Source organism: Rheinheimera sp. (assembly GCF_965283995.1).
In the GTDB taxonomy this organism is placed as follows: Bacteria; Pseudomonadota; Gammaproteobacteria; order Enterobacterales; family Alteromonadaceae; genus Pararheinheimera.
The window spans coordinates 4,021,309-4,047,759 of sequence record NZ_CBDIQG010000001.1 but is presented as its reverse complement, the minus strand read 5'-3'; the positions used below and the strand labels follow the sequence as shown (position 1 = coordinate 4,047,759).

General features: G+C 50.2%; 24 protein-coding genes. 13 read left to right on the top strand and 11 right to left on the bottom strand.

What is annotated here, in order from left to right:
* Nucleotides 1-32: 32 nt before the first annotated feature.
* The 4 genes from ACQ66Q_RS18075 to nirB all read right to left on the bottom strand — a co-directional run bounded on the left by ACQ66Q_RS18075 (nucleotide 33) and on the right by nirB (nucleotide 5,399).
* Nucleotides 33-1,298, bottom strand: a complete 1,266-nt coding sequence (locus ACQ66Q_RS18075) for an alginate export family protein (RefSeq protein ID WP_430458053.1) — start codon at nucleotides 1,296-1,298, stop codon at nucleotides 33-35.
* An 88-nt stretch (nucleotides 1,299-1,386) separates the two neighbouring features.
* Nucleotides 1,387-2,331, bottom strand: coding sequence for a uroporphyrinogen-III C-methyltransferase (gene cobA, locus ACQ66Q_RS18070; protein WP_430458052.1), 945 nt, complete (start codon nucleotides 2,329-2,331; stop codon nucleotides 1,387-1,389).
* A gap of 123 nt (nucleotides 2,332-2,454) precedes the next feature.
* Nucleotides 2,455-2,823 carry a nitrite reductase small subunit NirD gene (gene nirD, locus ACQ66Q_RS18065; RefSeq protein ID WP_377240159.1) on the bottom strand — a complete coding sequence of 123 codons (369 nt, stop codon included), beginning with the start codon at nucleotides 2,821-2,823 and terminating at the stop codon, nucleotides 2,455-2,457.
* Nucleotides 2,820-5,399, bottom strand: coding sequence for a nitrite reductase large subunit NirB (nirB, locus tag ACQ66Q_RS18060; RefSeq protein ID WP_430458051.1), 2,580 nt, complete (start codon nucleotides 5,397-5,399; stop codon nucleotides 2,820-2,822). Before nirB ends, nirD begins: the two co-directional genes overlap by 4 nt.
* Before the next feature lie 422 nt (nucleotides 5,400-5,821).
* On the opposite strand from nirB, the gene ACQ66Q_RS18055 reads away from it, so the two are divergent.
* The 3 genes from ACQ66Q_RS18055 to ACQ66Q_RS18045 all read left to right on the top strand — a co-directional run bounded on the left by ACQ66Q_RS18055 (nucleotide 5,822) and on the right by ACQ66Q_RS18045 (nucleotide 8,760).
* The gene (locus tag ACQ66Q_RS18055) at nucleotides 5,822-6,337 is read left to right on the top strand and encodes a 4Fe-4S cluster-binding domain-containing protein (RefSeq protein ID WP_377240155.1); all 516 of its coding nucleotides are present in this window, start codon (nucleotides 5,822-5,824) and stop codon (nucleotides 6,335-6,337) included.
* Nucleotides 6,338-6,359: 22 nt separating this feature from the next.
* Nucleotides 6,360-8,213, top strand: coding sequence for an anaerobic ribonucleoside-triphosphate reductase (nrdD, locus tag ACQ66Q_RS18050; RefSeq protein ID WP_430458050.1), 1,854 nt, complete (start codon nucleotides 6,360-6,362; stop codon nucleotides 8,211-8,213).
* A gap of 97 nt (nucleotides 8,214-8,310) precedes the next feature.
* Nucleotides 8,311-8,760 carry a ribonucleotide reductase subunit alpha gene (locus tag ACQ66Q_RS18045; protein WP_377240150.1) on the top strand — a complete coding sequence of 150 codons (450 nt, stop codon included), beginning with the start codon at nucleotides 8,311-8,313 and terminating at the stop codon, nucleotides 8,758-8,760.
* A gap of 54 nt (nucleotides 8,761-8,814) precedes the next feature.
* Here the strand turns inward: ACQ66Q_RS18045 and ACQ66Q_RS18040 are convergent, their stop codons facing one another.
* From ACQ66Q_RS18040 to ACQ66Q_RS18030, 3 genes are all read right to left on the bottom strand, one after another.
* A complete protein-coding gene (locus ACQ66Q_RS18040; protein WP_377240148.1) occupies nucleotides 8,815-9,366 on the bottom strand; it encodes a TetR/AcrR family transcriptional regulator in 552 nt (183 codons plus the stop codon).
* An 89-nt stretch (nucleotides 9,367-9,455) separates the two neighbouring features.
* Nucleotides 9,456-10,055: a ubiquinone anaerobic biosynthesis accessory factor UbiT gene (ubiT, locus tag ACQ66Q_RS18035; RefSeq protein ID WP_377240145.1), complete on the bottom strand. Its 600-nt coding sequence runs from the start codon at nucleotides 10,053-10,055 to the stop codon at nucleotides 9,456-9,458.
* A 23-nt stretch (nucleotides 10,056-10,078) separates the two neighbouring features.
* On the bottom strand, nucleotides 10,079-10,207 hold the full coding sequence (locus ACQ66Q_RS18030; protein ID WP_377240143.1) for a hypothetical protein: 129 nt from the start codon (nucleotides 10,205-10,207) through the stop codon (nucleotides 10,079-10,081).
* 5 nt (nucleotides 10,208-10,212) lie between these two features.
* On the opposite strand from ACQ66Q_RS18030, the gene ubiU reads away from it, so the two are divergent.
* The 3 genes from ubiU to mog are packed head-to-tail and all read left to right on the top strand — an operon-like array spanning nucleotide 10,213 to nucleotide 12,734.
* Complete coding sequence (gene ubiU / locus ACQ66Q_RS18025; protein WP_430458049.1) at nucleotides 10,213-11,217, top strand: ubiquinone anaerobic biosynthesis protein UbiU; 1,005 nt, start codon at nucleotides 10,213-10,215, stop codon at nucleotides 11,215-11,217.
* Nucleotides 11,218-11,255: 38 nt separating this feature from the next.
* Complete coding sequence (locus ACQ66Q_RS18020; RefSeq protein ID WP_430458048.1) at nucleotides 11,256-12,161, top strand: U32 family peptidase; 906 nt, start codon at nucleotides 11,256-11,258, stop codon at nucleotides 12,159-12,161.
* 36 nt (nucleotides 12,162-12,197) lie between these two features.
* Nucleotides 12,198-12,734 carry a molybdopterin adenylyltransferase gene (gene mog / locus ACQ66Q_RS18015; protein ID WP_377240139.1) on the top strand — a complete coding sequence of 179 codons (537 nt, stop codon included), beginning with the start codon at nucleotides 12,198-12,200 and terminating at the stop codon, nucleotides 12,732-12,734.
* Nucleotides 12,735-12,757: 23 nt separating this feature from the next.
* Here mog and ACQ66Q_RS18010 read toward each other — a convergent pair whose 3' ends face one another.
* Together ACQ66Q_RS18010 and ACQ66Q_RS18005 are read right to left on the bottom strand one after the other, a co-directional pair.
* Complete coding sequence (locus ACQ66Q_RS18010; RefSeq protein WP_430458047.1) at nucleotides 12,758-14,569, bottom strand: protein kinase domain-containing protein; 1,812 nt, start codon at nucleotides 14,567-14,569, stop codon at nucleotides 12,758-12,760.
* A gap of 1 nt (nucleotide 14,570) precedes the next feature.
* Complete coding sequence (locus ACQ66Q_RS18005) at nucleotides 14,571-16,061, bottom strand: NarK family nitrate/nitrite MFS transporter (RefSeq protein ID WP_377240135.1); 1,491 nt, start codon at nucleotides 16,059-16,061, stop codon at nucleotides 14,571-14,573.
* Between the two features lie 311 nt (nucleotides 16,062-16,372).
* Between ACQ66Q_RS18005 and ACQ66Q_RS18000 the strand changes: the two genes are divergently transcribed.
* From ACQ66Q_RS18000 to ACQ66Q_RS17985, 4 genes are all read left to right on the top strand, one after another.
* The gene (locus ACQ66Q_RS18000) at nucleotides 16,373-17,695 is read left to right on the top strand and encodes an MFS transporter (protein ID WP_377240133.1); all 1,323 of its coding nucleotides are present in this window, start codon (nucleotides 16,373-16,375) and stop codon (nucleotides 17,693-17,695) included.
* 22 nt (nucleotides 17,696-17,717) lie between these two features.
* Nucleotides 17,718-18,920: an NnrS family protein gene (locus ACQ66Q_RS17995; protein WP_377240131.1), complete on the top strand. Its 1,203-nt coding sequence runs from the start codon at nucleotides 17,718-17,720 to the stop codon at nucleotides 18,918-18,920.
* Between the two features lie 81 nt (nucleotides 18,921-19,001).
* Nucleotides 19,002-19,934 (top strand): LysR family transcriptional regulator, encoded by a 933-nt coding sequence (locus ACQ66Q_RS17990; RefSeq protein WP_377240129.1) that lies wholly within the window; start codon nucleotides 19,002-19,004, stop codon nucleotides 19,932-19,934.
* A 195-nt stretch (nucleotides 19,935-20,129) separates the two neighbouring features.
* Nucleotides 20,130-20,516 carry a putative zinc-binding protein gene (locus ACQ66Q_RS17985; RefSeq protein WP_377240127.1) on the top strand — a complete coding sequence of 129 codons (387 nt, stop codon included), beginning with the start codon at nucleotides 20,130-20,132 and terminating at the stop codon, nucleotides 20,514-20,516.
* Nucleotides 20,517-20,528: 12 nt separating this feature from the next.
* Here ACQ66Q_RS17985 and ACQ66Q_RS17980 read toward each other — a convergent pair whose 3' ends face one another.
* Nucleotides 20,529-21,296: a HesA/MoeB/ThiF family protein gene (locus ACQ66Q_RS17980; RefSeq protein WP_377240125.1), complete on the bottom strand. Its 768-nt coding sequence runs from the start codon at nucleotides 21,294-21,296 to the stop codon at nucleotides 20,529-20,531.
* Between the two features lie 4 nt (nucleotides 21,297-21,300).
* Nucleotides 21,301-22,923 (bottom strand): nitric oxide reductase transcriptional regulator NorR, encoded by a 1,623-nt coding sequence (gene norR, locus ACQ66Q_RS17975; RefSeq protein ID WP_377240123.1) that lies wholly within the window; start codon nucleotides 22,921-22,923, stop codon nucleotides 21,301-21,303.
* 234 nt (nucleotides 22,924-23,157) lie between these two features.
* Here norR and ytfE point away from each other — a divergent pair, with 234 nt between their 5' ends.
* The 3 genes from ytfE to ACQ66Q_RS17960 all read left to right on the top strand — a co-directional run bounded on the left by ytfE (nucleotide 23,158) and on the right by ACQ66Q_RS17960 (nucleotide 26,426).
* Nucleotides 23,158-23,838, top strand: coding sequence for an iron-sulfur cluster repair protein YtfE (gene ytfE / locus ACQ66Q_RS17970; RefSeq protein ID WP_430458046.1), 681 nt, complete (start codon nucleotides 23,158-23,160; stop codon nucleotides 23,836-23,838).
* A gap of 305 nt (nucleotides 23,839-24,143) precedes the next feature.
* Nucleotides 24,144-25,457 carry a CmpA/NrtA family ABC transporter substrate-binding protein gene (locus ACQ66Q_RS17965; RefSeq protein ID WP_430458045.1) on the top strand — a complete coding sequence of 438 codons (1,314 nt, stop codon included), beginning with the start codon at nucleotides 24,144-24,146 and terminating at the stop codon, nucleotides 25,455-25,457.
* Between the two features lie 3 nt (nucleotides 25,458-25,460).
* The gene (locus ACQ66Q_RS17960) at nucleotides 25,461-26,426 is read left to right on the top strand and encodes an ABC transporter permease (protein ID WP_377240116.1); all 966 of its coding nucleotides are present in this window, start codon (nucleotides 25,461-25,463) and stop codon (nucleotides 26,424-26,426) included.
* The last annotated feature ends 25 nt before the right edge of the window (nucleotides 26,427-26,451 follow it).

The window sequence follows — 26,451 nt, the reverse complement described above, 5'->3', positions numbered from 1 at the left end:
ACAACACGGGCATTCATTGAGCCATTGATTTGTCAGAACTTGGCTAACAGCTGTATCCAGTACTTGCTGGTATCTGTCAAATAGTGCTTGGCATCATACTGCGCCGCTTTTACTAGCAAACCATACTGCGGATTGAACTTATATTGCAGAGTTGCATTGAGTTCATTTCCGTAATCCATGTTGCCTATAGCCGCATCTAACCAGTGATATTGCAACTGTAAGTCCCATTTTGGTTGCACATAACCGGCCTTGAGCTGAAGGTCTTTCACACCATTCGCCGGAGTGTTGAGGAACTTGTCCGCGAATCCCTGAAACTTATGCAAAGTTGCTAATGGCGTTGTAAAACCGACACCATTGTCTGAGCCTAGTTTTTCATAACCAGCTCCAAAGACATAAGACTGGTAGCTAATCTGGCCTTCGATATTCTGGTAAGAAGCCCGGTAAGACTTCGGATTATCGGCAGCCTCTTGTTGCGTTGCGATTGCCGCAGCCCATTGCCAACTGAGTGCGCCCGTCCGACCGCTTTGCTGATAGTCCAGGCCCAAAGTCCGATTCGACTGCAGCGGTGCTTCGCGGAAGTCCATGTCATAGGCATAGGCTTTTAATTGCTGTGTGGCAGAGATGGCGTAATTCAGATCCAGCAAATGAATATTACTACGCCAGTCACCTTGCGGGCTCTTGCTACCAAAGACCCGGTTGACTCTGTTACTGAAGCTGTAATCCAGTTTGACTGCTGAACTGAGCTGAGTCTGATAGCGAATCGCATCAAAAGTCTGTTCGTTTTGCCGCCAGCCCACGCTACCAACAAAACGCTCATTACCAAGCGCCAGCTTTTGCCGGCCTATTTTCAGCTGATGGCCTTGATGCTGGTATTGCACGAACACCTGATTTAAATCACTGCCTGCCGGATCTGCAATCAACGGATATTGTGTTTTACCGTTGAAACTATTGTTGTAGCTGGTATCCCCCAGCTCGGCCACATAATCAAACTCAACACCAGCGCTGAATTGCTCAGTGATCCCCTGCAGTACAGTCAGTCGCGATAGCAAGGTACTGGCCAGGGCGTTTTCAGCCAGTCCATCCTGATCAACGCTTTCCAATCGATAACGAAAGAGCCAGTTCACGCTTTGTTGCCCGGCTTTTAACGGCGCTGTTTTTGCAGGCGCAGTTGTAGACGCGGGTTGGGTTGTTTGTGCAGCTAATGACAAGGGCAGCAAAGCGAGCGCTGCCACTTGCAGGTTCATACACAGCATGAACTTGTTTTTACGCGCCTTTGGTACAGGTATTGAAGCCATCATAAACACTCCTTTTACGTTTTTTGGCGACACCAAGCCTCGGAGGTCAATCCGACAACTGTGTGTGGTTTAATGGCCTTTGGCCTGGGGTTTAATTAGCCTGCAGCAGGTTTTCAGGGACCTTTAGCAAGGTCGGGGAGACTGCCATTGGCGTACTGACAACCAGTCCAATAACAATCAGTGTTGGACCCGACAGCGGATTGGGCCCTTGCTGGTGGCAAGCATAACGGGCACAGATATCAGATAGATTTCCGATCAGTTGTTGTTGAGCATCGGTACTCACTTGATCGAGCAAGGCCACCGGCATTTCACCGGGCCAGCCGACATTCATCAGACCAAGGCACAACTCATTAAGACGGTTTAATCCCATGTACACCACTAATGTGGGATTATTGCCATATTGATAGCGATAGTTTTGCCAGTCTGGCTGGCGACTGGGATCGGCAAACTGTGCCGTCAAAAACTGTACCGCGGTAGCCTGACCACGGGCTGTTAACGCAATCCCGCTATAGGCACTGGCAGCACAAGCGCTGGTGATCCCAGGGACTATAGCAAATCGTAATCCGGCCTGTTCCAGCGCTTCGGCCTCTTCACTGACCCGGCCAAAAATAGTCGGATCACCGCCTTTGAGGCGGACGATCACTTTGTCCGCTGTGACACTGAGCCTGCCGTATTCAACTAATAGCTGGTTGATCTGCGCTTGAGGCATCGCGTGCTGACCGGCGCGTTTACCGACGTAGATCTGTTGGCAACTGCGTCGGCACAAGGCTAACACTTGCGGGGACACTAAATTGTCATACAAAACGACATCTGCAGCGCGTAGTAACCGTTCACCTTTTCGCGTTAACAGCTCTGGATCGCCAGGTCCTGCGCCCAGTAAATAGACACCAGGAATCGTTTCGCCGGAAGCCGGGAGCGGGACTGTGCGTCGAGTAGCACCAGTACCTGCAATATAATCACCGAGGTTGGTACCAAAACTACTGCCAAACTGGCGCAAATTGAGGCCAGCTTGCTGGAAAAAACTTAGTACACTCATATCACTCTCCCGCAGCTGGTCTTGCGCCAGTTTGCTGTTGCTGCATCCGTAAAAAAGCTGGTATACCCTGTCGCTTTAAATAGTCACTTAAATTTGTCACTCGACCTGTAAAGCACTGCATGATCAGGCTGCGACAGCGTCTACCGCGAACGGCTGGCTACCAATCAGGACCTTTTGATGTGACAACATCACCGGATACACCGGCACACTAAACGACGGGTCTTGCAAACACTGGCCAGTGCGCAAACAAAAATGTTGTTTGTACAAGGGCGAAGCGACAACCAGCTTGTCGCCAACAGAACCTAAAATGCCGCGTGATAACACATTGGCGCCACCAACTGGATCAAAATTGCCGACGGCAAACAATTCGCCGGTCCCGCCCGAATCGTCGGGACGTAACCAGAACAGTGCAACCTGTTGCTCTGCAACTAACACGCAAACACCACTATTTTCGACTAAATCGTCGAGACTACAGATCTCCTGAAAGCTCATGCGATACTCTCCTCTGTCAGATTTTTAACTGGGATTTGAAGCTGAAATTGTTGCTTTTCTTCTGCCGTCGCCGGGCGGATCTGGGCGCGCTCTTCGACAAACAAAATGTTTGGATCGGCCTTATCACTGTTCACAAAATGCCGGAAACGCTTTAGTGATTGCGGATCGTCAAGTGTTGCTTTCCATTCACAAGCGTATGTACCTGCCAGGCGTTGCATTTGAGCCTCAAGCTCTGACGCGATCCCCAGGCTGTCATTGATCACGACGTCTTGCAGGTACGCGAGACCGCCGTCCAACTTCTCAAGCCACACAGACGTTCGGGTCAGGCGGTCGGCTGTTTTGATGTAAAACATCAGGATGCGATCGATGTAACTGATAAGAGTCTCGGTGTCTAAGTCGGTGGCAAAGAGATCGGCATGGCGTGGACGCATGCCACCGTTCCCGCAAACGTACAAATTCCAGCCGCGTTCTGTGGCAATAATACCGATGTCTTTGCTTTGTGCTTCGGCGCACTCCCGGGTGCATCCGGATACCGCCATTTTGATTTTGTGTGGCGCACGCAGGCCTTTATAGCGGTTCTCAATGGCAATGGCCTGACCGACACTGTCCTGTACGCCATAACGACACCAGGTGCTGCCCACACAGGATTTTACTGTTCGCAAAGATTTTCCATAGGCATGGCCGGTTTCAAAACCAGCATCGACCAGTAACCGCCAGATTTGGGGTAACTGTTCTAAACGCGCTCCAAACAAGTCGATACGCTGGCCACCAGTGATTTTGCAATACAAATTATAATCCTTGGCGACCTGACCAATGACAATCAGTTTATCCGCAGTAATTTCGCCACCGGCAATGCGTGGGACTATTGAATACGAACCGTCTTTTTGCATATTGGCGAGGAATGTGTCGTTGGTATCCTGCAAACCGACATGTGGTTTTTTCAGCACATATTCGTTGTGCACAGAGGCGAGCAATGACCCTATCGTTGGTTTGCAGATCTCGCAGCCATGCCCCTTGCCGTGTTGACTCAGAATTTGGTAGAACGTCGTGAGCCCCTCAACCTGGATCAAATGCAGCAGTTCTTGGCGTGAAAAGGCAAAGTGCTCGCATAAATGATTGCTGACTTCTACGCCACGGGCTTTGAGTTCTTCATCAACCACCGATTTCAGTAATGCACTGCAACCACCGCAGCCGGTTGCAGCTTTGGTGCATTGTTTAATACTGGCGAGGTCACAGACCCCGGCGCCAATGGCACCGACAATGTCGCCTTTGGCGACGTTGTGACAGGAGCAGATAGTCGCACTATCTGGTAACACTAATGCCGGTAATACCGTTTGGCCCGACGCTGGCAATATCAGCTGCTCTGGATTTGCCGGCAGCGGCATGCCATTCAGCGCATATTGCAGCAGAGTATCGTAGGGGCTGGTGTCTCCGACCAGCACAGCGCCCAATAGCTTTTTGCCATTTTGGCTGACGACCAGTTTTTTATAGTGACCAGCTTTCGGATCGGTAAACAGATAGCTCATCGCACCAGGCGTTTTCCCATGCGCATCACCGATAGAGCCGACTTCCACGCCCAGCAGCTTCAGTTTGGTGCTCATATCTGCACCGCTGAAAGTCAGCGTAGCCTGTTGTTGATTTACCAGCTGGTCAGCAACAACCCGCGCCATCTGATAACCGGGCGCAACCAGACCGAATATTTTTTGTTGCCATAACGCACATTCGCCAATGGCATAGATGCTCGGATCAGAAGTTTGACATAGGTCGTTAATGACAATACCGCCGCGCTCACCCACGGCGAGCCCGCTTGAACGTCCCAGTTGGTCATAAGGCCTGATGCCCGCAGAAAACAACACCAAATCAGTTTCAAGCGTGGAACCATCGGCAAACTGCAGCTGATAACGACACTGCGTGCCAGGCACAATAGCCTGAGTCCCTTTACCGGTATGCACTGTGACACCAAGCTGCTGAATTTTCTGAGCAAGTAAAGCACCACCGGCTTGATCAAGTTGCACCGCCATCAACTGCGGCGCAAATTCGACCACATGAGTCTCAAGACCAAGCTGTTTTAGCGCATTAGCCGCTTCTAACCCTAACAAGCCACCGCCAATCACCACGCCTACTTTGCTTTGTGCAGCGCTTGCTTCGATATTCTGTAAATCCTGCAAAGTGCGGTACACCAGACAATGCGGTTGGTCATTGCCCGGAATGGGCGGTACAAAGGGATATGAGCCTGTCGCTAATACCAGCTTTTCATATGAGTACACCCGACCATCCCGGCAATAAACCAGGCGTTCTGTGGGAACAATTCGCTCGACCCAACAGTTCAGTTGTAAATCAACTTGCTGCTCCTGATACCATTGTTCCGTCGACATCGACAGTTCGGAAAAAGGCGTGCCGGTAAAGTAGGATGACAAATAGACTCGGTCATAGGCCAGCTGTGGCTCACCACACAATACTGTCACACGGCAGCCGGCATCGCGCTGGCGTAATTGTTCAATAAAATGATGTCCAACCATTCCGTTGCCGATCACCAGGATCTGCGTCTTCACTGTGTCCTGTAACGTCTGTTGCATGTTGCTTTCCCCTTGCCTTTGCCTGCCGAGCGTGCCCACGGACTGTCATTTGCAGACAATAAAAAAAGCCCAGGTCTTCCCTGCAGTTTTGCAGGTTCAACTTGGGCTTCTTTGCCGGGGCAGAGTCTCGCTCTGCCTGAAATGTGTGACCAACCGGTCTTTACCGGATAAAAGAGTAAAAGCATTAATCGAGCCAATTTAATATGCTTTTGAATTTACTGAATAAATCTAAATCCCCCCCTGAGCCGCTCAGGCTTTTTGCACTTTTTTGGGGAAGCTGTGCACCAGTTCGCAGCAACTACTCCTGATGGGGTATCAGGCCCTGGTTTGGAGCAATCTTTGATCTGGATCAAATTTCGGCTACAGGCAAAGCCTAACCTAAACACCATATCTAGTATTGGAAACTCAAAAGAACACCATATATGGGATCTTCAAGACCAAATCAGCTCAACACCACGGCCTGCGAAATTTTGCTGCAGGAGATCCCTGGGGAAGTCAGCCTGGCCTATCTGATCAGTGGCTGCCCCCTTGGTTGTAAAGGCTGCCACAGCAGCGACAGTTGGTCCGCTGCAAATGGAGAGTCATTGACCGTAGACCGGCTAAATTCTGACTGTGAAAAATACCGGGGGCTTTTGAGCTGTGTGCTGTTTCTGGGCGGTGAATGGCAATCTACATCCCTTGCGGAGCTGCTGGATGAGTGCAGAAAAATGGGGTTACGGACCGCCCTGTACACCGGCCTTACCTATTGCCCTTCAGCGCTGCGGCCTCTGCTGGATTATGTCAAAACCGGCCCCTGGCAGGCTGAACTCGGTGGCCTCAACAACCCCAACAGTAATCAACGCTTGTACGACTTACAACGTCAGCTGTGCCTGAATCCATTGCTCTGGCCAACACCGGCACCTGCTTATGCCGCAGTGCCTGCTTTTTCACCTCAATAAAAACTTAAGAAAGGAAATCATCATGCAAGTGCTGCCACCGGATCAACTCGCTCAAAAACTAGAATTTATTCAGCAATATGTATCAGCCGCGAACCCGGCTGATGGCTCGAAACTGGATGCCAACGCCAATGTGACACAGAAAAACATCGCTACGCTGGAAGCCGAGCTGATGAAAGACTGTTTTATTCAGGTCAATCGCGCGTTGGTCAGCAGCAAAATTGCCAGTTTATTCGGTCAGCCGCTGGCAGATGAATATCACCGGCAGATTGAAGCGCATGAAATCTACGTTCATGACGAAACCAGCCTGAAACCCTATTGCGTCTCCGTCACCATGTATCCATTTTTATTGGATGGCCTGACCAAACTGGGTGGAGAATCACAGGCACCAAAACACCTGGAGTCTTTCTGTGGTTGCTTTGTTAATTTTGTTTTTGCCGTATCGAGTCAGTTTGCTGGCGCCGTCGCAACCGTCGAATTTCTCACCTATTTTGACTATTTTGCCCGCAAAGATTACGGCGATGATTATTTGACAACACACCGTCATCAAATTAAAAACCACTTACAGCATGTGGTCTACGCGCTAAATCAACCGGCGGCGGCACGCGGCTATCAGAGCGTGTTCTGGAACATCTCGGTCTACGACCAACATTATTTTTCCGCGATGTTTGGTGATTTTGTCTTTCCCGATTTCACTAAGCCGGATTGGAACAGTGTGCAGGCCCTGCAACTGTTTTTCTTACGCTGGTTTAATCTGGAACGGATGAAAACAGTCCTGACTTTTCCAGTGGTGACGGTGGCGATGTTGACAGAAAATCAACAATGCAAAGACCGCGAGTTCGCCAGCCACATTGCAGATGAAATGGCGCAGGCCAACAGCTTTTTTGTTTATCTATCTGAAAATGCTGACTCTTTAGCATCCTGCTGTCGTTTACGCAGTGAAATCAGCGATAAGACTTTTTCCTATTCATTAGGTGCAGGCGGTGTTGCCACCGGTTCTATTAATGTGATCACGCTGAATATGAACCGGCTGATCCAGGATGGTCGTGACCTCGCAACAGAAGTCAGCAAAATTCAGCGTTATCAGGTGGCCTATCGTGCCTTGATGGAAGAATACAAAAATGCCGGTCTGCTCACGGTGTACGATGCTGGTTTCATCAGTCTGGATAAACAGTTCCTGACCATCGGCATTAATGGCATGACCGAAGCTGCAGAGTTTCTAGGCCTCACTCCAGGTAATAATGCGCCCTATCTGGATTTCGTCCGCGCCCAGCTGAAAGTGATTTATGACGCGAACCGACAAGCGCGTGCGGACTATGGCTACATGTTTAATACCGAATTTGTACCGGCTGAGAATCTGGGCGTTAAAAACGCAAAATGGGATCGGGCCGACGGCTATATGGTGAACCGGGATTGCTATAACTCCTATTTCTATCTGGTAGAGGATGAACGAAGTAATCTTTTAGATAAATTTGTCCTGCATGGCAAAACCTTGCTGGAGTATCTCGACGGTGGCTCTGCGCTGCATCTGAATCTGGAAGAAAAACTGCATGCGAAGGGCAATTTAGCTCTGTTGGATTTGGCAGCAAAAACAGGCTGCAATTATTTTTGTGTCAATGTCCGCATCACCATATGCAACTGCTGTGAGCATATTGATAAACGCACACTGACAACGTGTTCGAATTGCGGTAGCAACGATATTGATTACGGTACCCGTGTCATTGGTTATCTCAAACGGGTGTCGGCTTTTAGTAAAGCCCGCCGGGCCGAACATCAGCGCAGGCATTACCACTTGCAATCCGCAGCAGCAAAACAACAGCAGACAACTGGCAGCAGCAATCGAGCGATAGAACTTCAATCTGAAACTACTACTCCCTAAGGAGTATTCAACTGCTCCCTTCGGGGAGCAGTTTGCCCTGAACTGATTTGCTATGCTGCGGATCTGTGAATTTACTTTTTACCAGGGAGCCCCTGTTATGAGCTGCGCACATCATCACCATCCTAAATCAGTAACCAGTGAACCTCTCATTGACAGCTACGCCAGCTTTATTGCTATCGCGAATGCGCAGCAGGAACCCCAGCGGCTGCTTTGGGTGTTTGCCAGAGCTGAATTACCCAATGGGTATACGGAAGCGCAAAAACAACATTTCACGCAGGGTCAAGGCGGCGCTTTAGAGCCGGTACTTTGCGTCGACAAACTCCCGTCTGAGGTCACTGATTTTGCCAATCTGGTAACTGAATCTGCAGAAACTGGTATTGAATGGGATATCGCATTTGTTGCCAGTATGTCTGGCCGGGCCGGTATTGCGCCCAATAGTGATGAAGCCATTCAACCCATGCGACTGATGCTGAATAAAATCCAGTCAGGCATTATTGCCGAGTTTTTGACTTTTGATAAAAAAGGCGAGCTGGTCAGTCTAAGCTGACTGCTACTTTGAGGACTTCAGACGAATTGTCTGCAATTTTTTTGCAGACTCCGTCTAAAGTTCGATGATTGCCAATGCTACTGGAATGCACCGCTCCGCAGCTTTCATATCATGATAAAGATACGCCATGACGGTTGCGCCCTCTTTCAATGTACAGATTTGATCGATTGTTGTCTCACTGACACCGGATAAGTACTGCCTCAACAACGACTTAACTCTGTCTTTGTGCTCGGTACAGTATTGAAATAAGCGACTGTCTGCATTCGTGCATTCCGCGGATGCCTTAATAAAATAGCACCCTCTGAATTTATCCAGCTCCGGCACCTGGTTGCAAAACCACTTTGTTAATGCACCAAACAGATTGTTGATCACCTCGGTATACCTTCTACCTGGCGCGAGTTCACTTTCGAGCCATCGCAGGAAAATCGCATCCCGCTCCATTAATGTTTCCAGCACCAGCTCATCTTTACTTTCGAATTTTGCATAAAGTGTTTTTTTTGCGATCCCGGAAACAGTCAGTATTTCGTTGATCCCAACACTGTTAATACCTTTTTCATAAAAAAGCTGAAAGGCAGTATCAATCAATAGTCGACGCTTTTCGTCCATAAATACCTCTGGTAACAAAACTGACATCCACTCACAATGGAGTCACAACGCACACAATTACAACACATCAAGACGCCACAGCGTCTGAATTAAGCTGGCGTCGTCGACGTAATCTCAATCATCCAGCAGATGAGCTGGGGCGGTAGCAGTAATTCTGGTTCAACAGTATCCAGAAAGTTCTTTAACTGCAGACCGAGTTCAGTGTCGCCAATGATGGTCAGACGCCGCTGGAAAAACAAAGTATCGGGGTCTACCTGTTGGCTCAACAATAACAGCAGCTCGGTACTGTTGGCCCGAAATAACACCTCGCCGGTACAGAGCTGGGCTGATGAACCGGCGGCTGCCAGCCAGAACTGTCTTTGTGCATCAAGCCCAAGGTCATAATGCATCTGTAAATCCGGCACCTCAATGCTCAAACGCTTGCCACACAAAAAATCGAGGGCACCTTGATGCGCCACTTTGCCAAAAATCATGCTGAGTGCGTACTTAAGTCCGGCGGTTCGAACTGATACCGGCAGTCGCTGCTCTGACGCTCTGATGATTGCCAGACCATACTGACGATGCTGCAGTAACCATAACCCGACGCTGGATTGAGGCGTCGGGATTTTCGGCAGCAAACACTTGCCCAACTTCAATCCAAGGCTCAGGAATACCTCTTTTGGTGTAAAACTCTGATACCCGTTTTGCATCCGACACCTCATCCGCTGCGTCTTTATAATGGCGCCATAGTGCCAAATTCACTGGCCAGTGCCCATAACAACAAAGAGGTAAACCTGCATGGATAGTCCGCGAAGTCGTGCATGTTCAGACGTTGCAACATCGCAATATCAAGCAGTATCACAGCCAGTGGCACCGTTACTTGAACTGCTGTGTCCGGCTGGCTCGATGCCCGCCCTGAAAGCTGCGATCCATGAAGGGGCAGATGCTGTTTATGTTGGCATCAATAATGATACCAATGCGCGGCATTTTGCCGGGTTGAACTTCACCCCGGAACAACTAACCGACGCCGTGCATTTTACCCATCAGGCGAAACGAAAACTGCATGTTGCAATCAACACCTTTGCGCATCCGGGCCAGCTTGCCAGATGGCAACAAACGGTAGACATCGCAGTCGCCGCAGGTGCTGATGTTCTAATACTGGCTGATATTGCGCTGCTGGAGTACGCACAAAACCGTTATCCGGACACTGAAGTACATTTGTCGGTACAAGCCAGTGCGACCAATGTTGCTGCGTTGGAGTTTTATCAACAGTTTGGAATCAGCCGTGCTGTACTGCCACGGGTTTTAACCTTGCAACAGGTCCGGGCGCTCGCCCGGCAGACCACGCTGGAGCTCGAAGTTTTTGCTTTTGGCAGCCTGTGTATTATGGCGGAGGGCCGCTGTTATCTGAGTTCTTACCTGACCGGCGAGTCGCCGAATACCGCAGGAGCGTGCTCGCCAGCGGCTTTTGTACGGTGGCAGGAACAAGAAGGTCAGTTACAGTCCAGGTTAAACAATGTATTGATTGATCGCTTCAATCCTGATGAAACTGCCGGCTATCCAACTCTTTGCAAAGGCAGGTTTGATGTCGATGGTGAGCGTTATCATGTGCTGGAAGAGCCCACTAGTCTCAATACTTTAGAGCTTCTGCCACTGCTGCATCGTGAAGGCATTGCGTCGCTGAAGATTGAAGGCCGGCAACGCAGCCCCGCTTATGTCCGGGCTCTTACGAAGGTTTGGCGGGCTGCGATTGATAACGTCAAAGCGGCCCCAGACAAGTTTCAGACCCAAGCCAGTTGGCAAGCTGTGCTGGCTGGGTTATCAGAAGGCAGTCAAACCACCTTGGGTGCTTATCACCGGCACTGGAAATAACCTCAACAAAACCGATTGTCTATTCATAGGAGCACATTGTGGTTGCATGTTCCGAGCAAACTGTAGTGCCAAAAGTCAGTGTCGGCCCCATTTTGTACTATTGGCCAAAAACACAGATTGAGCAGTTTTATCAGCAACTTGCAGACAGCGCCGCTACCGTCATTTATCTCGGCGAAACGGTCTGTAGCAAAAGACGTGAATTCAGCTTTGCCGACTATCTGCGCACTGCGCAAATGCTGCAGGAGGCTGGCAAGCAAGTGGTCTTATCCGGCCTGACATTATTGGAAAGCCAAGCTGACCTGCGAGCTCTACAGCAATTGACCGCTCAGGGCCAGTTTATGGTCGAAGCCAATGATGTGGGGACAGCCCATTATTTATCCAGCCGGCATCTGCCTTTTGTCGGTGGCGCAGCTCTCAGTCTGTATAACGAGCAAAGTGTGCTGAAACTTTGGCAACTCGGCATGCGACGCTGGGTCGTGCCGGTGGAATTATCCCGCGACTGGCTGCAGGCCTTATTGTCTCAACCGGCACTAGACTCTATTTGTCAGCAGCTGGAAATTGAAGTTTTCGCTTATGGCCATCTGCCACTGGCATGGTCCGGTCGCTGCTTTACAGCGCGCTCAGAGAACCGGCATAAAGATGATTGCCAGCTCTGTTGCATTAAATATCCAACCGGGCGGCTCAGCACCAGCCAGGAAGGACAACCCCTGTTCGTATTAAACGGTATTCAGACACAGTCAGGGGCTAAATACAATTTGCAAAACGACCTGCCGTCGATGCAGGGTTTAGTGCATTATGTTCGGCTAAGCCCTGACCCGCAGAATTTTATGGAGAAATTAGCGCAATTCAGTCAGGGCGTGGCATCGCCTCTTTTGGCCAATGAAGTGAATGGCTACTGGCATCGTCTTGCTGGGTTCAACCAACACGGACCAAGTATTGAATGAGTCCTCAAGTTTTAATTGAATGAGCACCTCGAGTTTATGAAAAACGACAAGATACGTATTGGAATTCTGACGGTCAGTGACCGAGCGTCACAAGGGATTTACGACGACATTTCCGGCAAAGCGATTGAACAAACGCTGGCCGAATATTTAACCTCGCCATGGGAAAAAGTCTATCGGCTGATCCCCGATGAGCAGATATTGATTGAACAAACCCTGATTGAGTTGACGGACGAAATGCAATGTTGTCTCGTTGTGACTACCGGTGGTACCGGACCGGCGAAACGCGATGTCACGCCCGAAGCAACTGAAGCGGTTTGCGACCGGATGATGCCGGGCTTTGGTGAACTGATGCGCACAGAATCGTTGAAGTATGTGCCTACGGCGATTTTATCGCGCCAGACTGCGGGCCTGCGCGGGCAGCGGTTGATTGTGAATTTACCGGGCAAACCCAGTGCTATTCGTCAATGTCTGGATGCCGTATTTCCGGCCATCCCCTACTGCATCGATTTGATGGAAGGGCCTTATCTCGAAGTAAACCCGGAAGCCATTCAAGTGTTCAGGCCAAAAGCCTGAGCACTTTGCGCAGCATAGTCAGATCAGCCACGTAAACTAAACAACCAGAACAACAGGATAAAGGTGATAAACCAGAATCCGCTCATTAATTGCCAGAACAACAACTTATTATTCTTATGCGCTAGGCTCACTTGCTGATGCAGAAATAAAGGGTTGGGTTGCTGTAAATCCTGCATCAACTGACTGATATGCAGATAACGCTCAGATAAATCAAAGCTCACACCCTTTTGCAATGCACGGTCGAACCAGAGCGGGATCCTGCTGCTATGGATGCGGGCGCTTTGATAACGCAGCCGCTGATAGTCTGCTAACGAGCTGCAATCTTCAACTTTATCACCATATGGCAGGTTGCCAGTGAACAGTTCATAAGCAATAGTCGCAAGTGCATACACATCGCCTTGTTCACCGGAGTTATGACCATGCAGATAATGTGGATCGGAATAACTGGCCGTGCCAAGTGCTAGCTCCTGCGTTAACGGCGAATATAGTTCCGCAAGACCTGGCACATATGCGGAACCAAAATCGACAATTTTCAGCTGACCATCGCTCAAGCGCATAATATTGGCAGGCTTTAAGTCCTGATGAATGATCCCCAGCTGGTGAAAAGCGCCGAGCGCCTCGGCAATTTGTCGCAACAAAGCGATAGCCACCGAAGGCCGCATTGGTTGTGGTTGGGTTGCCAGATAACAATCCAGCGAATCACCGGGCAGATATTCCATCAGGTAATACAAAAAAGTGCGGCGCCGTTGTTGACGGATCACCCGAACCACCGCGGGGTGATCAATGCGAAGCCCCACCCATTCCTCGCGGATAAAACGTTCAATATAAGCACTATCATCGGCAAAGTTTTGCGACGGTGTTTTCAGTACCAAGTCAGTGTTATTTGCCAGATCGTGCACCAGATATAAATGGCTACGGGCACTGGCAAATAATGGCCGCAGCACCTCATAACCATCAACCTTCATGCCGACTTCCAGCGCCGGCAAAAACGGTAGCCGGGTCAGCCGCTCGTTATAATCGTCCAGTGACTCTGCCGGAAGTTGCCGCACCTTGGCCAGCACAACGCTGATATTGTCGTCACTGTGCTGCGCCGCCTGTAAAAGAGTATCGACCTGTTGTTGCAAAGACTGCGCAGAGAGCAGGATGCCGGTGATATCAGCATCCGAAACAAAATCACTGAGCCCATCAGAACAAAGCAAAAAAAGGTCACCGGCTTCCAGAGGGACAGCGCCATGTTGCCACTGCACCTGCTCATCCATACCTAGTGCCCGTCCTAAAAACTGCCGATTTTCTGAGAGTTTGGTCGTGTGATCTGTGCTGATTTGCCTTAGTTTGCCAGCTCGTAGCAAATACAGTCTGCTATCACCGATATGAAACCAACGGGCCGTCGCTGATTTTAAGACTAGTCCGGTAAAGGTGCACAAATGGCCACGGTCATCTTGTTGATATTGGTGTGAGCGCTGATACAAGGTACTGTTGATCGAGGTCAGTACCGTTGCAACGCTGTGGTCGGTACTCCAGCTATCCGGCGTTTTATAGTAGTCAGCAACAAAACTGGTACAAGCATATAAACTTGCACTGGCCCCCGCCTCGGCTGAACTGACACCATCCGCCAATGCAACAGCAATGCCTTTATAGATGTGAGCATGATCAGTGACGTCTGATGGCAGGCAAATCGCATCTTCATTCGGGAATTTTCCGCCGGCAATACTTTCACCGGCGGTTTCAACCAACAATTGATGGCCGCTGACCTGCGCGCTTTGTTGCCACGGTGGCGATAACACGAGCTCAGTCTCTGCCATTCCCTGGCTCACCATCAATGTGGGTCTACTCATCTTAACTTACCTGAATATGGTGCACATTACCGTCTTCATCGACTTCAGTCAGATGGCCTTTTGGCTCTGCCAGAAACATCACAGAAACCAGACCAATTAGGGCGGTACCGCCAATCATGTAGAAGAAAGTCGCATAATCAACGTAGCTGAAAATAGTCAGGTACACGACAGCACCTACGTTACCGTACGCACCCGCCATCCCGGCAATTTGCCCCGTCATCCGACGTTTAATCAACGGCACTATGGCAAACACTGCGCCCTCACCACCTTGTACGAAGAAGCTACAGGTCATACAGAGGATCACTGCGGCGGCAATAGGCCAGCTGCTATTGATAGTCCCCATCAGTAAATAACCAACTGCTAATCCGCCAATCAACAACACCATACTTTTGCGCCGGCCGAATTTATCAGAGAACCAGCCGCCCAGCGGTCTGGAAACCAGATTCATAAAGGCATAACCCGACGCCAGCAAACCTGCAGTTACGGGTGTCAGACTGCTAAATGTTTCGAGGAAGAACAATGGCAACATCGAAACAACAGCAAGCTCAGAACCGAAAGTAGTGAAATATGCAACGTCCAGAATGGCGACTTGCTTAAATGAATACTTCTCGTGCTCAGGTACACCTTTGCGCAAGTGCTCCGCGTTGATCCGCCATACCTGATGGGTCTGGATCACAAACAGCACCACTAGTCCGATCCAAATCGCTTCCATAGCGGCGGTGCTGAACAGGTTGACGCCGGCAGGAGACATTTTCCAGGCTAGCATCGCTAAAGCCAGATACATCGGGATGTTCATCAGAATGAGTAACCATAAATCCCCCCAACTGGTCACTTCCATCGCGCCGGATTTTTTCGGTTTAAAATACACCGAGCCTTTTGGTGTATTGCGTGCAGCATAATAAAACACCAACGCATAACCCATACTGAAGATGCCTACGCTTGCCAGCGCATAACGCCAACCTTCTGCACCACCAAACATCAAAGCAATAGTCGGCAAGGTCATCGCAGCTGCAGCTGAGCCAAAATTCCCCCAGCCGCCATAGATGCCTTCTGCGGTCCCCACCTGATGAGACGGGAACCACTCACTAACCAGGCGGATACCAATCACAAAACCGGCTCCGACAAACCCCAATAAAAAGCGGAACAGCGCCAAACTTTCAAAAGTGTTGGCAAAAGCAAAGCCTATACAGAAAATCGACGATAAAAACAGCAACACACTGTACATAATGCGCGGGCCGAATTTATCGACCAGAATGCCAACGACAATCCGCGCCGGAATCGTCAGCGCCACGTTGAGAATCAACAATGCTTTGATCTGCGCATCGGTCAAACTTAACGCTTGCTTCAAATCCGCCAGAATTGGCGCGTGGTTAAACCACATGACAAAGGTCAGAAAGAACGCAAACCAGGTTAAGTGTAAAGTTTTAATCTTCGGGTCAGCAAAGTTCAGTAACTCAACTTTGCCAGCGCCCCCATGGGCGGTACTCGCCATAATGTCCTCCACTGGCATCCCAGTTATTTATAAATCCCGATCTACTTTAGGTAGCCTAATGGACATTTCCTTTGACCGACATCAAAGTATTTAACTGCTATCTCATTGATTAATATTGAGTATACCTACAACTAGGTAGACCTCACTCAACGGGAGACGCAGGTAAAAGCAGCAGAAGCTACTCCTTTATGGTTAGGTTGATTGTTCGTATTGCTGAAGATGGCAATTGCGGAGTACCTCTTTACTCAGACAGCGTATTGATACCGGTTGCGATAGCATTACTACCATCAACTTTCAGACTGGGAAATAAAATGACCAAGCTGCCGTGGCCTGTTGTGATTGCCGCAACTATGACTTTTGGCTGGTGTTTTGCTGTCTGGACTTGGTATGCGGCCGCAGGTTTGTTATTGCAGGACCAGTGGCAACTCAGCGGCACTGAATTAGGCCTGTTATTAGCAAGCCCGATACTATCAGGAGCATTATTGCGCCTGCCTGCCGGCATTCTGGCTGACCGGATTTGTCCGCGGCAACTCTGGCAAATATTGTTATTGCTGCAAACGCCACCGCTTTTTCTGCTCAGTTATGTCGAAACTTTCACTGGCTATCTGTTTTGTGGGCTTTGGTTAGGCATCTCAGGTGTCAGCTTTACTCTTGGCACCCGCTATTTGACCCTGTTGGTGGCGCCGCAAAAAGCAGGTTTTGTGCTGGGCATTTTCGGTATTGGTAACGCCGGCGCGGCAGTCTCGTTATTTGTCGCCAGCCTGGTTGCTGACCAAATTGCTTTGTTGTTGGACGCCGGATTTTATCTGGGTTGGCTGAATTTACTGGTGTTGTGCTTATTCAGCTGGTTCTGTCCACCGGTAAACTCGCAGAACCAGGCAAAAACCTTGCATCCGCAGTCTATTGCTGTGGATGTGGATATGGATATGGATATGGATATGGAAACCATACGTCCAGATTGGCGAGATTTGTTGTCCGACAGCCGGCTCTGGCGTTTTTCACTGTATTACTACTTTGTGTTTGGTTGTTTTTTGGCATTACTGTTGTGGTTACCGCATTACTACATGACGGCCTATCAGTTACCGATGGCACAAGCGCTCAGTTTCACCCTGTTTTTTGTCGCGACCTCCAGTATGGTCCGTGGGCTTGGCGGCTACCTCGCGCAACGATTTGGCAGCAGAACCATCAACTGGAGCGTGTTCTGGATTTGCCTGTGTTGTTTGTTTTTCTTAAGTTACCCGCCCACCGACTTAGTGATCCGCGGCATTGATAAGCAGGTTGCACTGCACATTGAAATTAATGTTTGGCTGTTCACTGCACTGTTGTTTATCGTCGGCATCGCCCAGGGCTTAGGCCGTGCCAGCGTGTACAGCTTGTTATATCGCTATTACCCGCAACGATTTGGTGCTGCATCGGGCATGGTCTCTGCGATTGCAGCAACCGGCGGTTTCACACTCCCCATCCTATTTGGCTTATCTCAGGACTTGCTGGGCATTTACAGCGGTTGTTTTATGCTGCTGTATGGCGTGCTGGCCCTTTGCATGATCCTGATGTTTTTTGCTAACCAACGTGAGCAATTCCAACTAGCGCTTGCCAAAGCACGCGCGGACAACTTTCTAGCTGACGACCATTAACTCGTCGCTGTATGAGGACTTTATGCAAATCACAGATCTAGCTCAGGAGCAGAAAATTCCAGTGTTACTGCGTCTGGCGTTTCGGCCGTTATTTTTAGGCGCTGCCTCTTTTTCAGCTCTGGCTATTGCATGGTGGGGCGCCATTCTCGCCGGTTGGGTTACTTTCAAACCTGCACTGCCTATAGTTTTTTGGCACAGCCACGAAATGGTGTTCGGTTTTGGCAGTGCCGTTGTTGCCGGATTTTTGCTGACTGCGATGCAAAACTGGACCGGGCTGCGCGCGCCGCATGGCAAACCATTAGCCCTGTTAGTGGCCTGTTGGTTGCTGGCGCGACTGGCGAACGCAGCGCCAGTCGCAATGCCGTTACCACTGTTGATATTGATTGATTTGAGCTTTTTACCATTGGCTGCCGGGTTACTGGCAAAACCATTGATTGCCGCCCGGCAATATCGCAACTTGTTTTTTATTCCGTTATTGCTGGTATTAACCATCTGCAATGCTCTGATGTGGTTTGGCCTAACACCGGGTTATGAACAGTTACAGAATCATGGGTCTACCAGTGCGGTGTTGTTGATCACGCTGGTGATGGCGATTGTTGGCGGCCGCGTGCTGCCGATGTTTACCGCCAATGGCACTCGCACCACGCGGGTTACCTCACTGGTTTGGTTGGATCGGGCGGCACTTGGCAGCTGCTGGGCGGTATTTGGCTTTCACTTTTTCCATTTGCAAACGTGGCTTCCCACCCAAGTACCTTTTTTATTGTGTTCAGTCGCCGCAACGCTGCTCGCAGTGCGGGCTGCCCGCTGGAAAATTTGGATCACCTGGCAAGAGCCACTACTGTGGTCTTTACATGTGGCTTATTGGTGTATTCCGGCCGGTCTGGCGCTCTTTGCCGCACGCTACGCAGGTCTTGCGGTGACACAGAGTCTTGCGATCCATATGCTGACGGTTGGCGCTATGGGGGCGATGATCCTGTCAATGATGTCCAGAGTGTCACTGGGACATACCGGCCGGCAACTGAAGACATCGCGCTGGATGCCGCTGGCGTTCGCTGCCTTAATCGCCGCCATGGTTTGTCGTGTATTGCTGCCTTTGCAATCCAGCCAGTGGTACCTGACCGGGGTGTTAATATCAGCCGTTTGTTGGGTTGTCGGGTTTATGCTGTTTCTGCTCTGTTACTGGAAAATTCTGACTAGCCCGCGTGCAGATGGGCATCCCGGATAATGGTGATGAGTAACGAAGGCTGATTCGGTGCCGCTGCTGCTATAAGAACAGTCTGACGAATGGGTGAAAAAGGAAAACGATGTGAATATCAGTTTTCGTCAGCTCAAAGCTTTTGTCGCCGTGGCGCGGCTCGGTAATTTAGGCGCGGCCGCTGACCAGCTATGCCTGACGCGTGGCGCCATTTCCCAAGCGCTGAAAGAGCTGGAACTGCAGCTCGGTACGCCGTTATTTGACCGCGCCCATCCGCATCTGCTGCTGAACAGTGAAGGCGCGTTGTTGCTGCCGCTGGCGGATGAAATGCTGACACGGCTGGATGATATCAGCGCGCTGTTTCAGCAGAGCGGTGAAACAGGCGGCAGCGGCAAAGCCGTGCTGCGCATCGGTGCCAGTCAGACCATCGGCAATTATCTGTTGCCGTCTTTGCTGGCGCAGCTCGGGCCGGAGTGGCGGCTTAGTGTGTTTATCGCCAACAGTCAGCAACTGGCCGAACGGTTGCTGGCATTTGAGCTCGATTTGGCGCTGATTGAAGGTGAAGTGACGCATCCGCAGCTGCACAGCGAAGCCTGGCAGCAGGACCAAATGCTGCTGGTGACCAGCCCAATACATCCGCTGGCGCAGCGCACGGCAGCCAGCGACGCAGTGCTGAGCGCCGCCGATTTGGCTGGTCAATATTGGGTGCTGCGGGAAGCACAGTCCGGCAGCCGCGAGCAGTTTGATAAATACTTGCGGCCACAGTTATCAGCGCTTGGCACAGTGTTGGAACTGAATACGTTAGAAGCGGTGCTGAATACCGTGCAACAAGGCCTCGGCCTGACACTGGTGTCTGAACTCGCGGTGCAGGACCGGCTGCGCAGCGGCGCCTTAGTCGTGTTGCCGTTCAGCCAACCCATGCCGCGCCAGCTGCACTTATGCTGGCATCAGGACAAATATCTATCAGCCGTCAGCCAACGATTTAAAAGTATCTGCAAGAAAAATAAAGTGAGTTCAGTGCAGTCAGCAACAATCGCATTTTAAAAACTCGGTGGTTCTTAAGCCCTTAGAGATTATTAGTCAGAAAACGGTTTTCATTGAATAGATCATTGTTTTAACCTCTCCGAGTAACACAACTACCCCTGAATGAGTAGGCGCGAACCCAGCTTGATTTATATCAAGTTCTAACACGCAACCAAGCCGCAGACTGAGTCCAATACTTCAACAGGAGTTTTCAGGATGTCTCATTTTGCCAATCAAAAACCGCTGGTGTATGCCTGTTCAGGCTGCTCAAACGTAGCACAACTGACCAATGATTTAGCGGTTGTGCTGGACAGAGAAGGGATCGCCGAAATGTCTTGTATAGCAGGGATCGGCGGCAAAATTAAATCTCTGGTCAAAGTCGCACAGTCAGGGCGGCCGGTGCTGGCACTGGATGGCTGCCCACTAAATTGCGTGCGTCAGACACTGGCTACCGTGAACGTCATTCCGACTTGGCACATTGAAGTCACTTCCTTTGGTTATAAAAAATCGCGACAAGAAGATTGTACTTTAAGTGCCGCCTATGAATTGCTGCAACATATTCAGGGCGAGTTGCTGTCAGAACCTCATGCGGGCTTGCACTGAATTCTGCAAAATTTACGTGGCTTTATCACAACAACAATTCTGTTGTTTCATGATACTGAAACTCTGCCACTGGCTTTGTAATGCATCAAATATCCTGAGCTGGTGCCATGGTAAATCCTGAGCACCCGATAGCCACAACATGGCCCATAGGGCTTGTTGCACGCCAATCAGTCCAACCACCGGTGCAAAAATCCCGGCCTCCAGACAGGTTAACTGTTGTTCGCCGAACAGTCTGGATACACAACGATAACAAGGCCCGCTACCGTCATTTTTGAAGCAGCAGAGCTGACCTTCGAAGCGGATAGCCGCAGCGCTGATTAATGGTGTTTGTGCCTGCACGCAAGCATCACTGATTTGTTGGCGGATAACCAAATTATCTGTGCAATCAAGCACCAGGTCATGGCGCCCAACCAATTCTGTTAAAAGGTCTTCATCAGCAAACTGACAAATCGCTTCGATACGAATGTCCGGATTTTGCTGTGAAAGCCAATGTGCTGCGGTTTGTGCCTTAAATTTACCGATGTCTGCGTTGGTGTATAAAATCTGGCGCTGCAAATTCGTCAGATCAATCGTATCACCGTCAACCAGGGTTAACTGCCCTACACCACCGCTGCATAAATATGGCGCCGCCGCACAGCCTAAGCCACCCATGCCTACCAGCAAAACTTTACTGTTCAGCAATCGTTCCTGCCCATCTAAGTCGACAGCTGGCAGCATAATTTGCCTGCTATAACGGCGGGTTTGCTGCAAAGAATCCAAGCTTACCATTGGACTAACCATGGCATTATTCCTTATCCGATAAAGTAGTTGCAGCTAATTGTGTCAGCTTTTCACTATGTTTCGCAGACTGCTTGATACCGAGCTTTAAGGCGAGCTTATGCAAATTACTTGGGTCCAACGCCAACTTTCTGGCAGCAATTGACCAATTTGCATCGCTAGTTTGTAACGTAGTCACAATCATCTCACGCTGAAAATGCGCAACTGCCGCTTTTAACCCTATGCCAGATGGCAGCTGGATTGTAGTTTCAGACGGACCCTCTCGACATTGCATGGTCGACTCCGTCGGACTCTGGCTAAAAGCCGATGGTTCACTCAGCTCCAACAGTGATGGCGTCAAAGTAATGATATCCTGCCGGCTCGCCCCTTGTGACAGAGCTTTTAGCGCAGCCCGACTAATGCAGTGCTCTAATTCACGCACATTTCCGGGCCAATGGTAAACCTCGAGCGCTTGTGCGGCGCTAATGGATAAACGCAGTGCCCGCACGCCAAGCCTCACCCGGTTCAGTTCCAGGTAATGGCCCGCCAGCAAGACGATATCGCCTTGCCGCTTACGCAGTGGTGGAATATGGATGGGATAAACCGACAGCCGATGGAATAAATCAGCACGAAAATTGCCGGCAGTAACTTCTGCTGCCAGATCACGGTTTGTGGCTGCCACTACTCTAACATCCACACGGCGGCAATCATCACTGCCTAGCCGCTGAATGTCGCCGTTTTGCAGGACTCGCAACAGCTTGGCTTGCACGGACAAAGACAACTCACCTATTTCGTCTAAAAATAATGTTCCGCCATCCGCATGCTCGAACTTACCAAGTCGGTCTTGCACTGCTCCGGAAAATGCGCCTTTTTTATGGCCGAATAACTCACTTTCAGCCAAGGTTTCCGGCAATGCGGCACAATTGACATAAATCATCGCTTTTTGCTTTCGCGACGACTTTTGTAGCAGCCGTCTGGCGAACAGCTCTTTTCCCACGCCGGTCTCGCCAGATAACAACACCGGTAATTCAGTACGAGCCACCGTATCAAGCTCGGAAAGCACAGCTTTGAGCTCCATGCTTTGACCAATCAGCTCCTGGGTGTGCTCAATTTTGCTGTCAAAAGGTAGAGGTTGGTTAATACCTGCGATGCGGGCTTGTCGCAGTTGGTTTTCCAGTTGACCAATCCGGATAATGGCTTCAACCAACAAAGAGAAGCGCTGTAACTCCAGCACCGTCAGCCGGCTGAAAGTGCCGGCACTTAGCGCATCGAGCGTCAACACGCCCCAACATTTCCCCTCAACATAAAGGGACACCCCCATACAATCGTGCACCGCTAAGGATTGCCCTGCATGAGATTCAACCAAGCCATCATAGGGATCCGGTAAACTGGGGTCTGGCGGAAAATGCACAATTTGCCGGGTGGCGACTAACTGCGCCAGACGTGGATGCTGAGACACTTCAAAGCGGCGGCCCCGAACTTCTTCAACCAGACCAATGAATGCGACCGGTTTTAATGTTTCTTGTTCAAGCTGTAACAAAGCGACTGCATGACAGCCAAAATGCATTTTAAGCGTTATAACCAGACGCTCCAGGCGCACCGCAACGGGCAATTCAGTGACCAAATCGGCTATCAAACTTTCATCCAGCATCTATTCAGTCATCCTATTGCTTAACTATTGCTAAGGGGGCCTGCAGGGTGATTTATACCCAGCTGGGTCATTCACACCATGACGATTCAGGGTTGATTTTACCCGACCTCAATAAAACTCTATATAAATCAAAGGTGGTAGTTCTGGCCCAAATTTTGACTGTATAAAGCGTCCGGCTGTGGTTTTGTAAAATGAAACCGGCCTCACTTTTTCAATTAGTTGCGGAGTAATGTCATGATCCATGCAAATCAAAGTCTTGGCCAGTTGGCGACCAGTATCCCGGGGGCTACCGGCGTTTTTCATCAATACAAACTCGACTTTTGTTGTGGCGGGTCCAGAACCTTGGCAGAAGTCGCTGCGGAACGGGGTTTGGATGCTACAGAAATCATCACCAAACTCAGTGAACTCCAACAACAAATCACCACCCGGGATTGGCGCTTTGCAAAACCTGCAGAGCTGGTGCACCATATTTTAGAACGCTTCCATGCTAAACACCGTGAGCAATTACCAGAATTAATCCGGCTTGCACGCCGGGTCGAGACAGTCCATGGCGACCATGCAGAATGCCCAACCGGTCTTGCAGAACATTTAAGTCATATGCAGCAAGAACTGGAAAGCCATATGATGAAAGAAGAACAAATTCTGTTTCCAATGCTGTGCAACGGCTTTTACCCCGCGGGCCCCATTCATGTGATGCAACACGAACATTTACAGCATGGCGATGCACTGGGCGACATGCTCAAACTCGCACATGAGCTGCAGTTGCCGGATGGTGCCTGTAACACCTGGACCGCTTTGTATCTGAGTCTGAATGAGCTCAAAGAAGATTTGATGGAGCATATCCTGCTTGAAAACGAAATTCTATTTGTAGAGCCGGTCAGCCAGAAAGGCAGTTGCTGTGGTTCCTGCCAATAAGTTCCTGCACTGATTTACGGACGCCAATGCCCATACAGCAATCTTGGTGCGTTCTCGCACCAAGATTGTACAAAAAACGACTTCCCCAGATGTTCCCCTGCTGATTGATTCTTACATTTTAATATACATTTCAATTGCTTAAAAAGTATTGGAGACGGTGGCACAATACCTGAATAAACAAACAGCCAGCAAAGTTCTGGCGCACTTAAGATGTCACAGCAAAGACGCTGATAGGCCCGCTCGACGGCAGCCATCAGCGTTTTTTTTTGCCTGTGATTTCACCAGACAGATACCGGAGGCATGATTTGAAACAATTAATGAAAAAAACGACTCTGTGGATAAGCGGCATCTTGTTGACTCTGCCCCTTTCCGGCATCAGTGCAGAAGCTGAAAAACAGCAGCTTAAACTGGGATTTGTCAAACTGACCGATATGGCACCATTGGCGGTAGCTTTAGAACAAGGATTTTTCGACGATGAAGGGTTATCAGTGCAACTGGAAGCCCAACCAAACTGGAAAGTATTGCAAGACCGGGTACTGGATGGTCAGTTAGACGCCGCCCACATGCTGGCCGGCCAGGTGCTGGCCAGTCAGGCAGGTATGACTGGCACTGAGAAGCTGCAGACAGCACTGGTACTGGATCTGCACGGCAATGCCTGCACGCTCAGCAGCCAAATCTGGCAACAACTGTCCACCAAATCAACACCGCAAATTCCGCTGGATGCCAAAGCGCTGCAAAGCATTCCGACCCAGCTCAAATTTGGCATGGTGTTCCCGGTGTCCAGCCATAACTATGAACTGCGTTATTGGCTGGCAGCTGGGGGGTTACATCCTGGTTTTTATGCTCCTAAAACCGGTGACAATTCGGGTCAGCTCGAAGCTGATGTGTTGATTTCTGTGGTGCCGCCGCCACAAATGCCTGCAGCGCTTGAATCTGGCACCGTCGCTGGTTTTTGTGTTGGTGAACCCTGGAATCAACAGGCCGCAGCCCGAAAACTTGGTGTCCCGGTGATTAGCAACAGTGACATTCGCGGTTTTATGGCGGAAAAGGTGCTGGGCGTTAACAGCCGTTGGGCCGCAAAGCACCCGGTCACGCATCTGAAGTTAGTCAAAGCCTTAATCCGCGCAGGCGCCTGGCTGGATGAACAGGACAATAAAAACCGGTCTGAGGCTGCACAAATGATCTCCGCCGCGCACTATGTCGGTGCGGATGCCGCCATCATCAAACGCAGTATGACCGGTCAGTTTGAATTTGCTCCGGGCGATATTCGAAAAGCACCTGATTTTAATGTGTTTTTTCGCCATCACGCCACCTATCCATTTTACTCCGACGCCATATGGTATCTAACACAAATGCGCCGTTGGGGCCAGCTGAGCGAAGCCAAAGCGGACAGCTGGTATCAGGCCACCGCAAAGGCTGCTTTTGACACCGTTTTGTACCAACAAGCTGCAAAAGCGTTGATCACTGAAGGCAAATTCAGCAGCACGGATTTCCCAGACTTTACCAAGGAGACTGGCATTAAAGCGCCGGAACGCTACAAATTTGCCGACAACAAAGCCTTTGATGCCAATAAACCGAATCAGTACCTGCTGCAATTTGATATTGGTTACAAGGACTAACAGATGATTATTCAACTGAAAAACTCGATGCCAGCCAGCGCTATTGCCAGCTGGCAGCCAAAACTACGGGAACTCTTACGTCAGGGCAGTCTGACACTGGCCGGCCTTGCTATCTTTGTCTTGTGCTGGGCGGCTTTAGCGGCAAATTTGCAGACATCATTGGGTCAGTTTCCCGGGCCCACTGCTGTGGCCGTTCAGTTCAAAGCCTTAATAGCTGAACATCAGGCAGAAAAAAGCCGGGAGCAGCTGTTTTATCAGCGCCAGCAGGAGCGTTTGGAGAAAAACCCAGAGGCGGTGCGTCGGCCTTATAGTGGTCGCCCCACTTTTTTCAGTCAAATTCAAACCAGTTTACAAACGGTGCTAAGCGGCTTTTTGCTCGCCAGTCTGTTTGCAATTCCGGCCGGTGTGCTGATTGGCTTAAGTCCGCTTTGCTACAGCGCTGCCAACCCGCTCATCCAGTTGCTGAAGCCAATATCACCGCTGGCCTGGCTGCCCCTCATTACTATTGTGGTCAGCGCCAGTTATCCGGCAGACGGGTTACTGAGCCGTTCCTATCTGGTGTCGGCCCTGACGGTAGCGCTCTGTTCGTTGTGGCCCACGCTCATCAACACCATTGTGGGTGTATCGCAGGTGCCGGCTGATTTACAAAACGTCAGCAAAGTGTTGCGGCTCAACTGGTTCCGCCATGTGCGCGCAATTGTGTTGCCCTCTGCTGTACCGATGATTTTTACCGGTTTACGCCTGTCGCTGGGCATCGCCTGGATGGTGCTGATAGCGGCAGAGATGCTGGCGCAAAACCCCGGCCTTGGCAAATTCGTCTGGGACGAATTCCAGAACGGTTCCAGCGATTCGCTGGCGCGTATTTGTGTCGCTGTCGCAGTGATTGGTTTGATTGGTTTACTGCTGGACAGGCTGATGCTCAGCCTGCAAAAAGCAGTCAGCTGGGACAAAAGTGTGCAGCTGCGCTGATCCGTCAGTATTCAGTGGCCCCTGT

What these genes read in the sequence shown, in the direction of transcription:
- ACQ66Q_RS18075 (WP_430458053.1), bottom strand. Translation starts at nt 1,298, where the DNA reads ATGATGGCTTCAATACCTGTACCAAAGGCGCGTAAAAACAAGTTCATG.
- cobA (WP_430458052.1), bottom strand. Translation starts at nt 2,331, where the DNA reads ATGAGTGTACTAAGTTTTTTCCAGCAAGCTGGCCTCAATTTGCGCCAG.
- nirD (WP_377240159.1), bottom strand. Translation starts at nt 2,823, where the DNA reads ATGAGCTTTCAGGAGATCTGTAGTCTCGACGATTTAGTCGAAAATAGT.
- nirB (WP_430458051.1), bottom strand. Translation starts at nt 5,399, where the DNA reads ATGCAACAGACGTTACAGGACACAGTGAAGACGCAGATCCTGGTGATC.
- ACQ66Q_RS18055 (WP_377240155.1), top strand. Translation starts at nt 5,822, where the DNA reads ATGGGATCTTCAAGACCAAATCAGCTCAACACCACGGCCTGCGAAATT.
- nrdD (WP_430458050.1), top strand. Translation starts at nt 6,360, where the DNA reads ATGCAAGTGCTGCCACCGGATCAACTCGCTCAAAAACTAGAATTTATT.
- ACQ66Q_RS18045 (WP_377240150.1), top strand. Translation starts at nt 8,311, where the DNA reads ATGAGCTGCGCACATCATCACCATCCTAAATCAGTAACCAGTGAACCT.
- ACQ66Q_RS18040 (WP_377240148.1), bottom strand. Translation starts at nt 9,366, where the DNA reads ATGGACGAAAAGCGTCGACTATTGATTGATACTGCCTTTCAGCTTTTT.
- ubiT (WP_377240145.1), bottom strand. Translation starts at nt 10,055, where the DNA reads ATGCAAAACGGGTATCAGAGTTTTACACCAAAAGAGGTATTCCTGAGC.
- mog (WP_377240139.1), top strand. Translation starts at nt 12,198, where the DNA reads ATGAAAAACGACAAGATACGTATTGGAATTCTGACGGTCAGTGACCGA.
- ACQ66Q_RS18010 (WP_430458047.1), bottom strand. Translation starts at nt 14,569, where the DNA reads ATGAGTAGACCCACATTGATGGTGAGCCAGGGAATGGCAGAGACTGAG.
- ACQ66Q_RS18005 (WP_377240135.1), bottom strand. Translation starts at nt 16,061, where the DNA reads ATGGCGAGTACCGCCCATGGGGGCGCTGGCAAAGTTGAGTTACTGAAC.
- ACQ66Q_RS18000 (WP_377240133.1), top strand. Translation starts at nt 16,373, where the DNA reads ATGACCAAGCTGCCGTGGCCTGTTGTGATTGCCGCAACTATGACTTTT.
- ACQ66Q_RS17995 (WP_377240131.1), top strand. Translation starts at nt 17,718, where the DNA reads ATGCAAATCACAGATCTAGCTCAGGAGCAGAAAATTCCAGTGTTACTG.
- ACQ66Q_RS17985 (WP_377240127.1), top strand. Translation starts at nt 20,130, where the DNA reads ATGTCTCATTTTGCCAATCAAAAACCGCTGGTGTATGCCTGTTCAGGC.
- ACQ66Q_RS17980 (WP_377240125.1), bottom strand. Translation starts at nt 21,296, where the DNA reads ATGGTTAGTCCAATGGTAAGCTTGGATTCTTTGCAGCAAACCCGCCGT.
- norR (WP_377240123.1), bottom strand. Translation starts at nt 22,923, where the DNA reads ATGCTGGATGAAAGTTTGATAGCCGATTTGGTCACTGAATTGCCCGTT.
- ytfE (WP_430458046.1), top strand. Translation starts at nt 23,158, where the DNA reads ATGATCCATGCAAATCAAAGTCTTGGCCAGTTGGCGACCAGTATCCCG.
- ACQ66Q_RS17960 (WP_377240116.1), top strand. Translation starts at nt 25,461, where the DNA reads ATGATTATTCAACTGAAAAACTCGATGCCAGCCAGCGCTATTGCCAGC.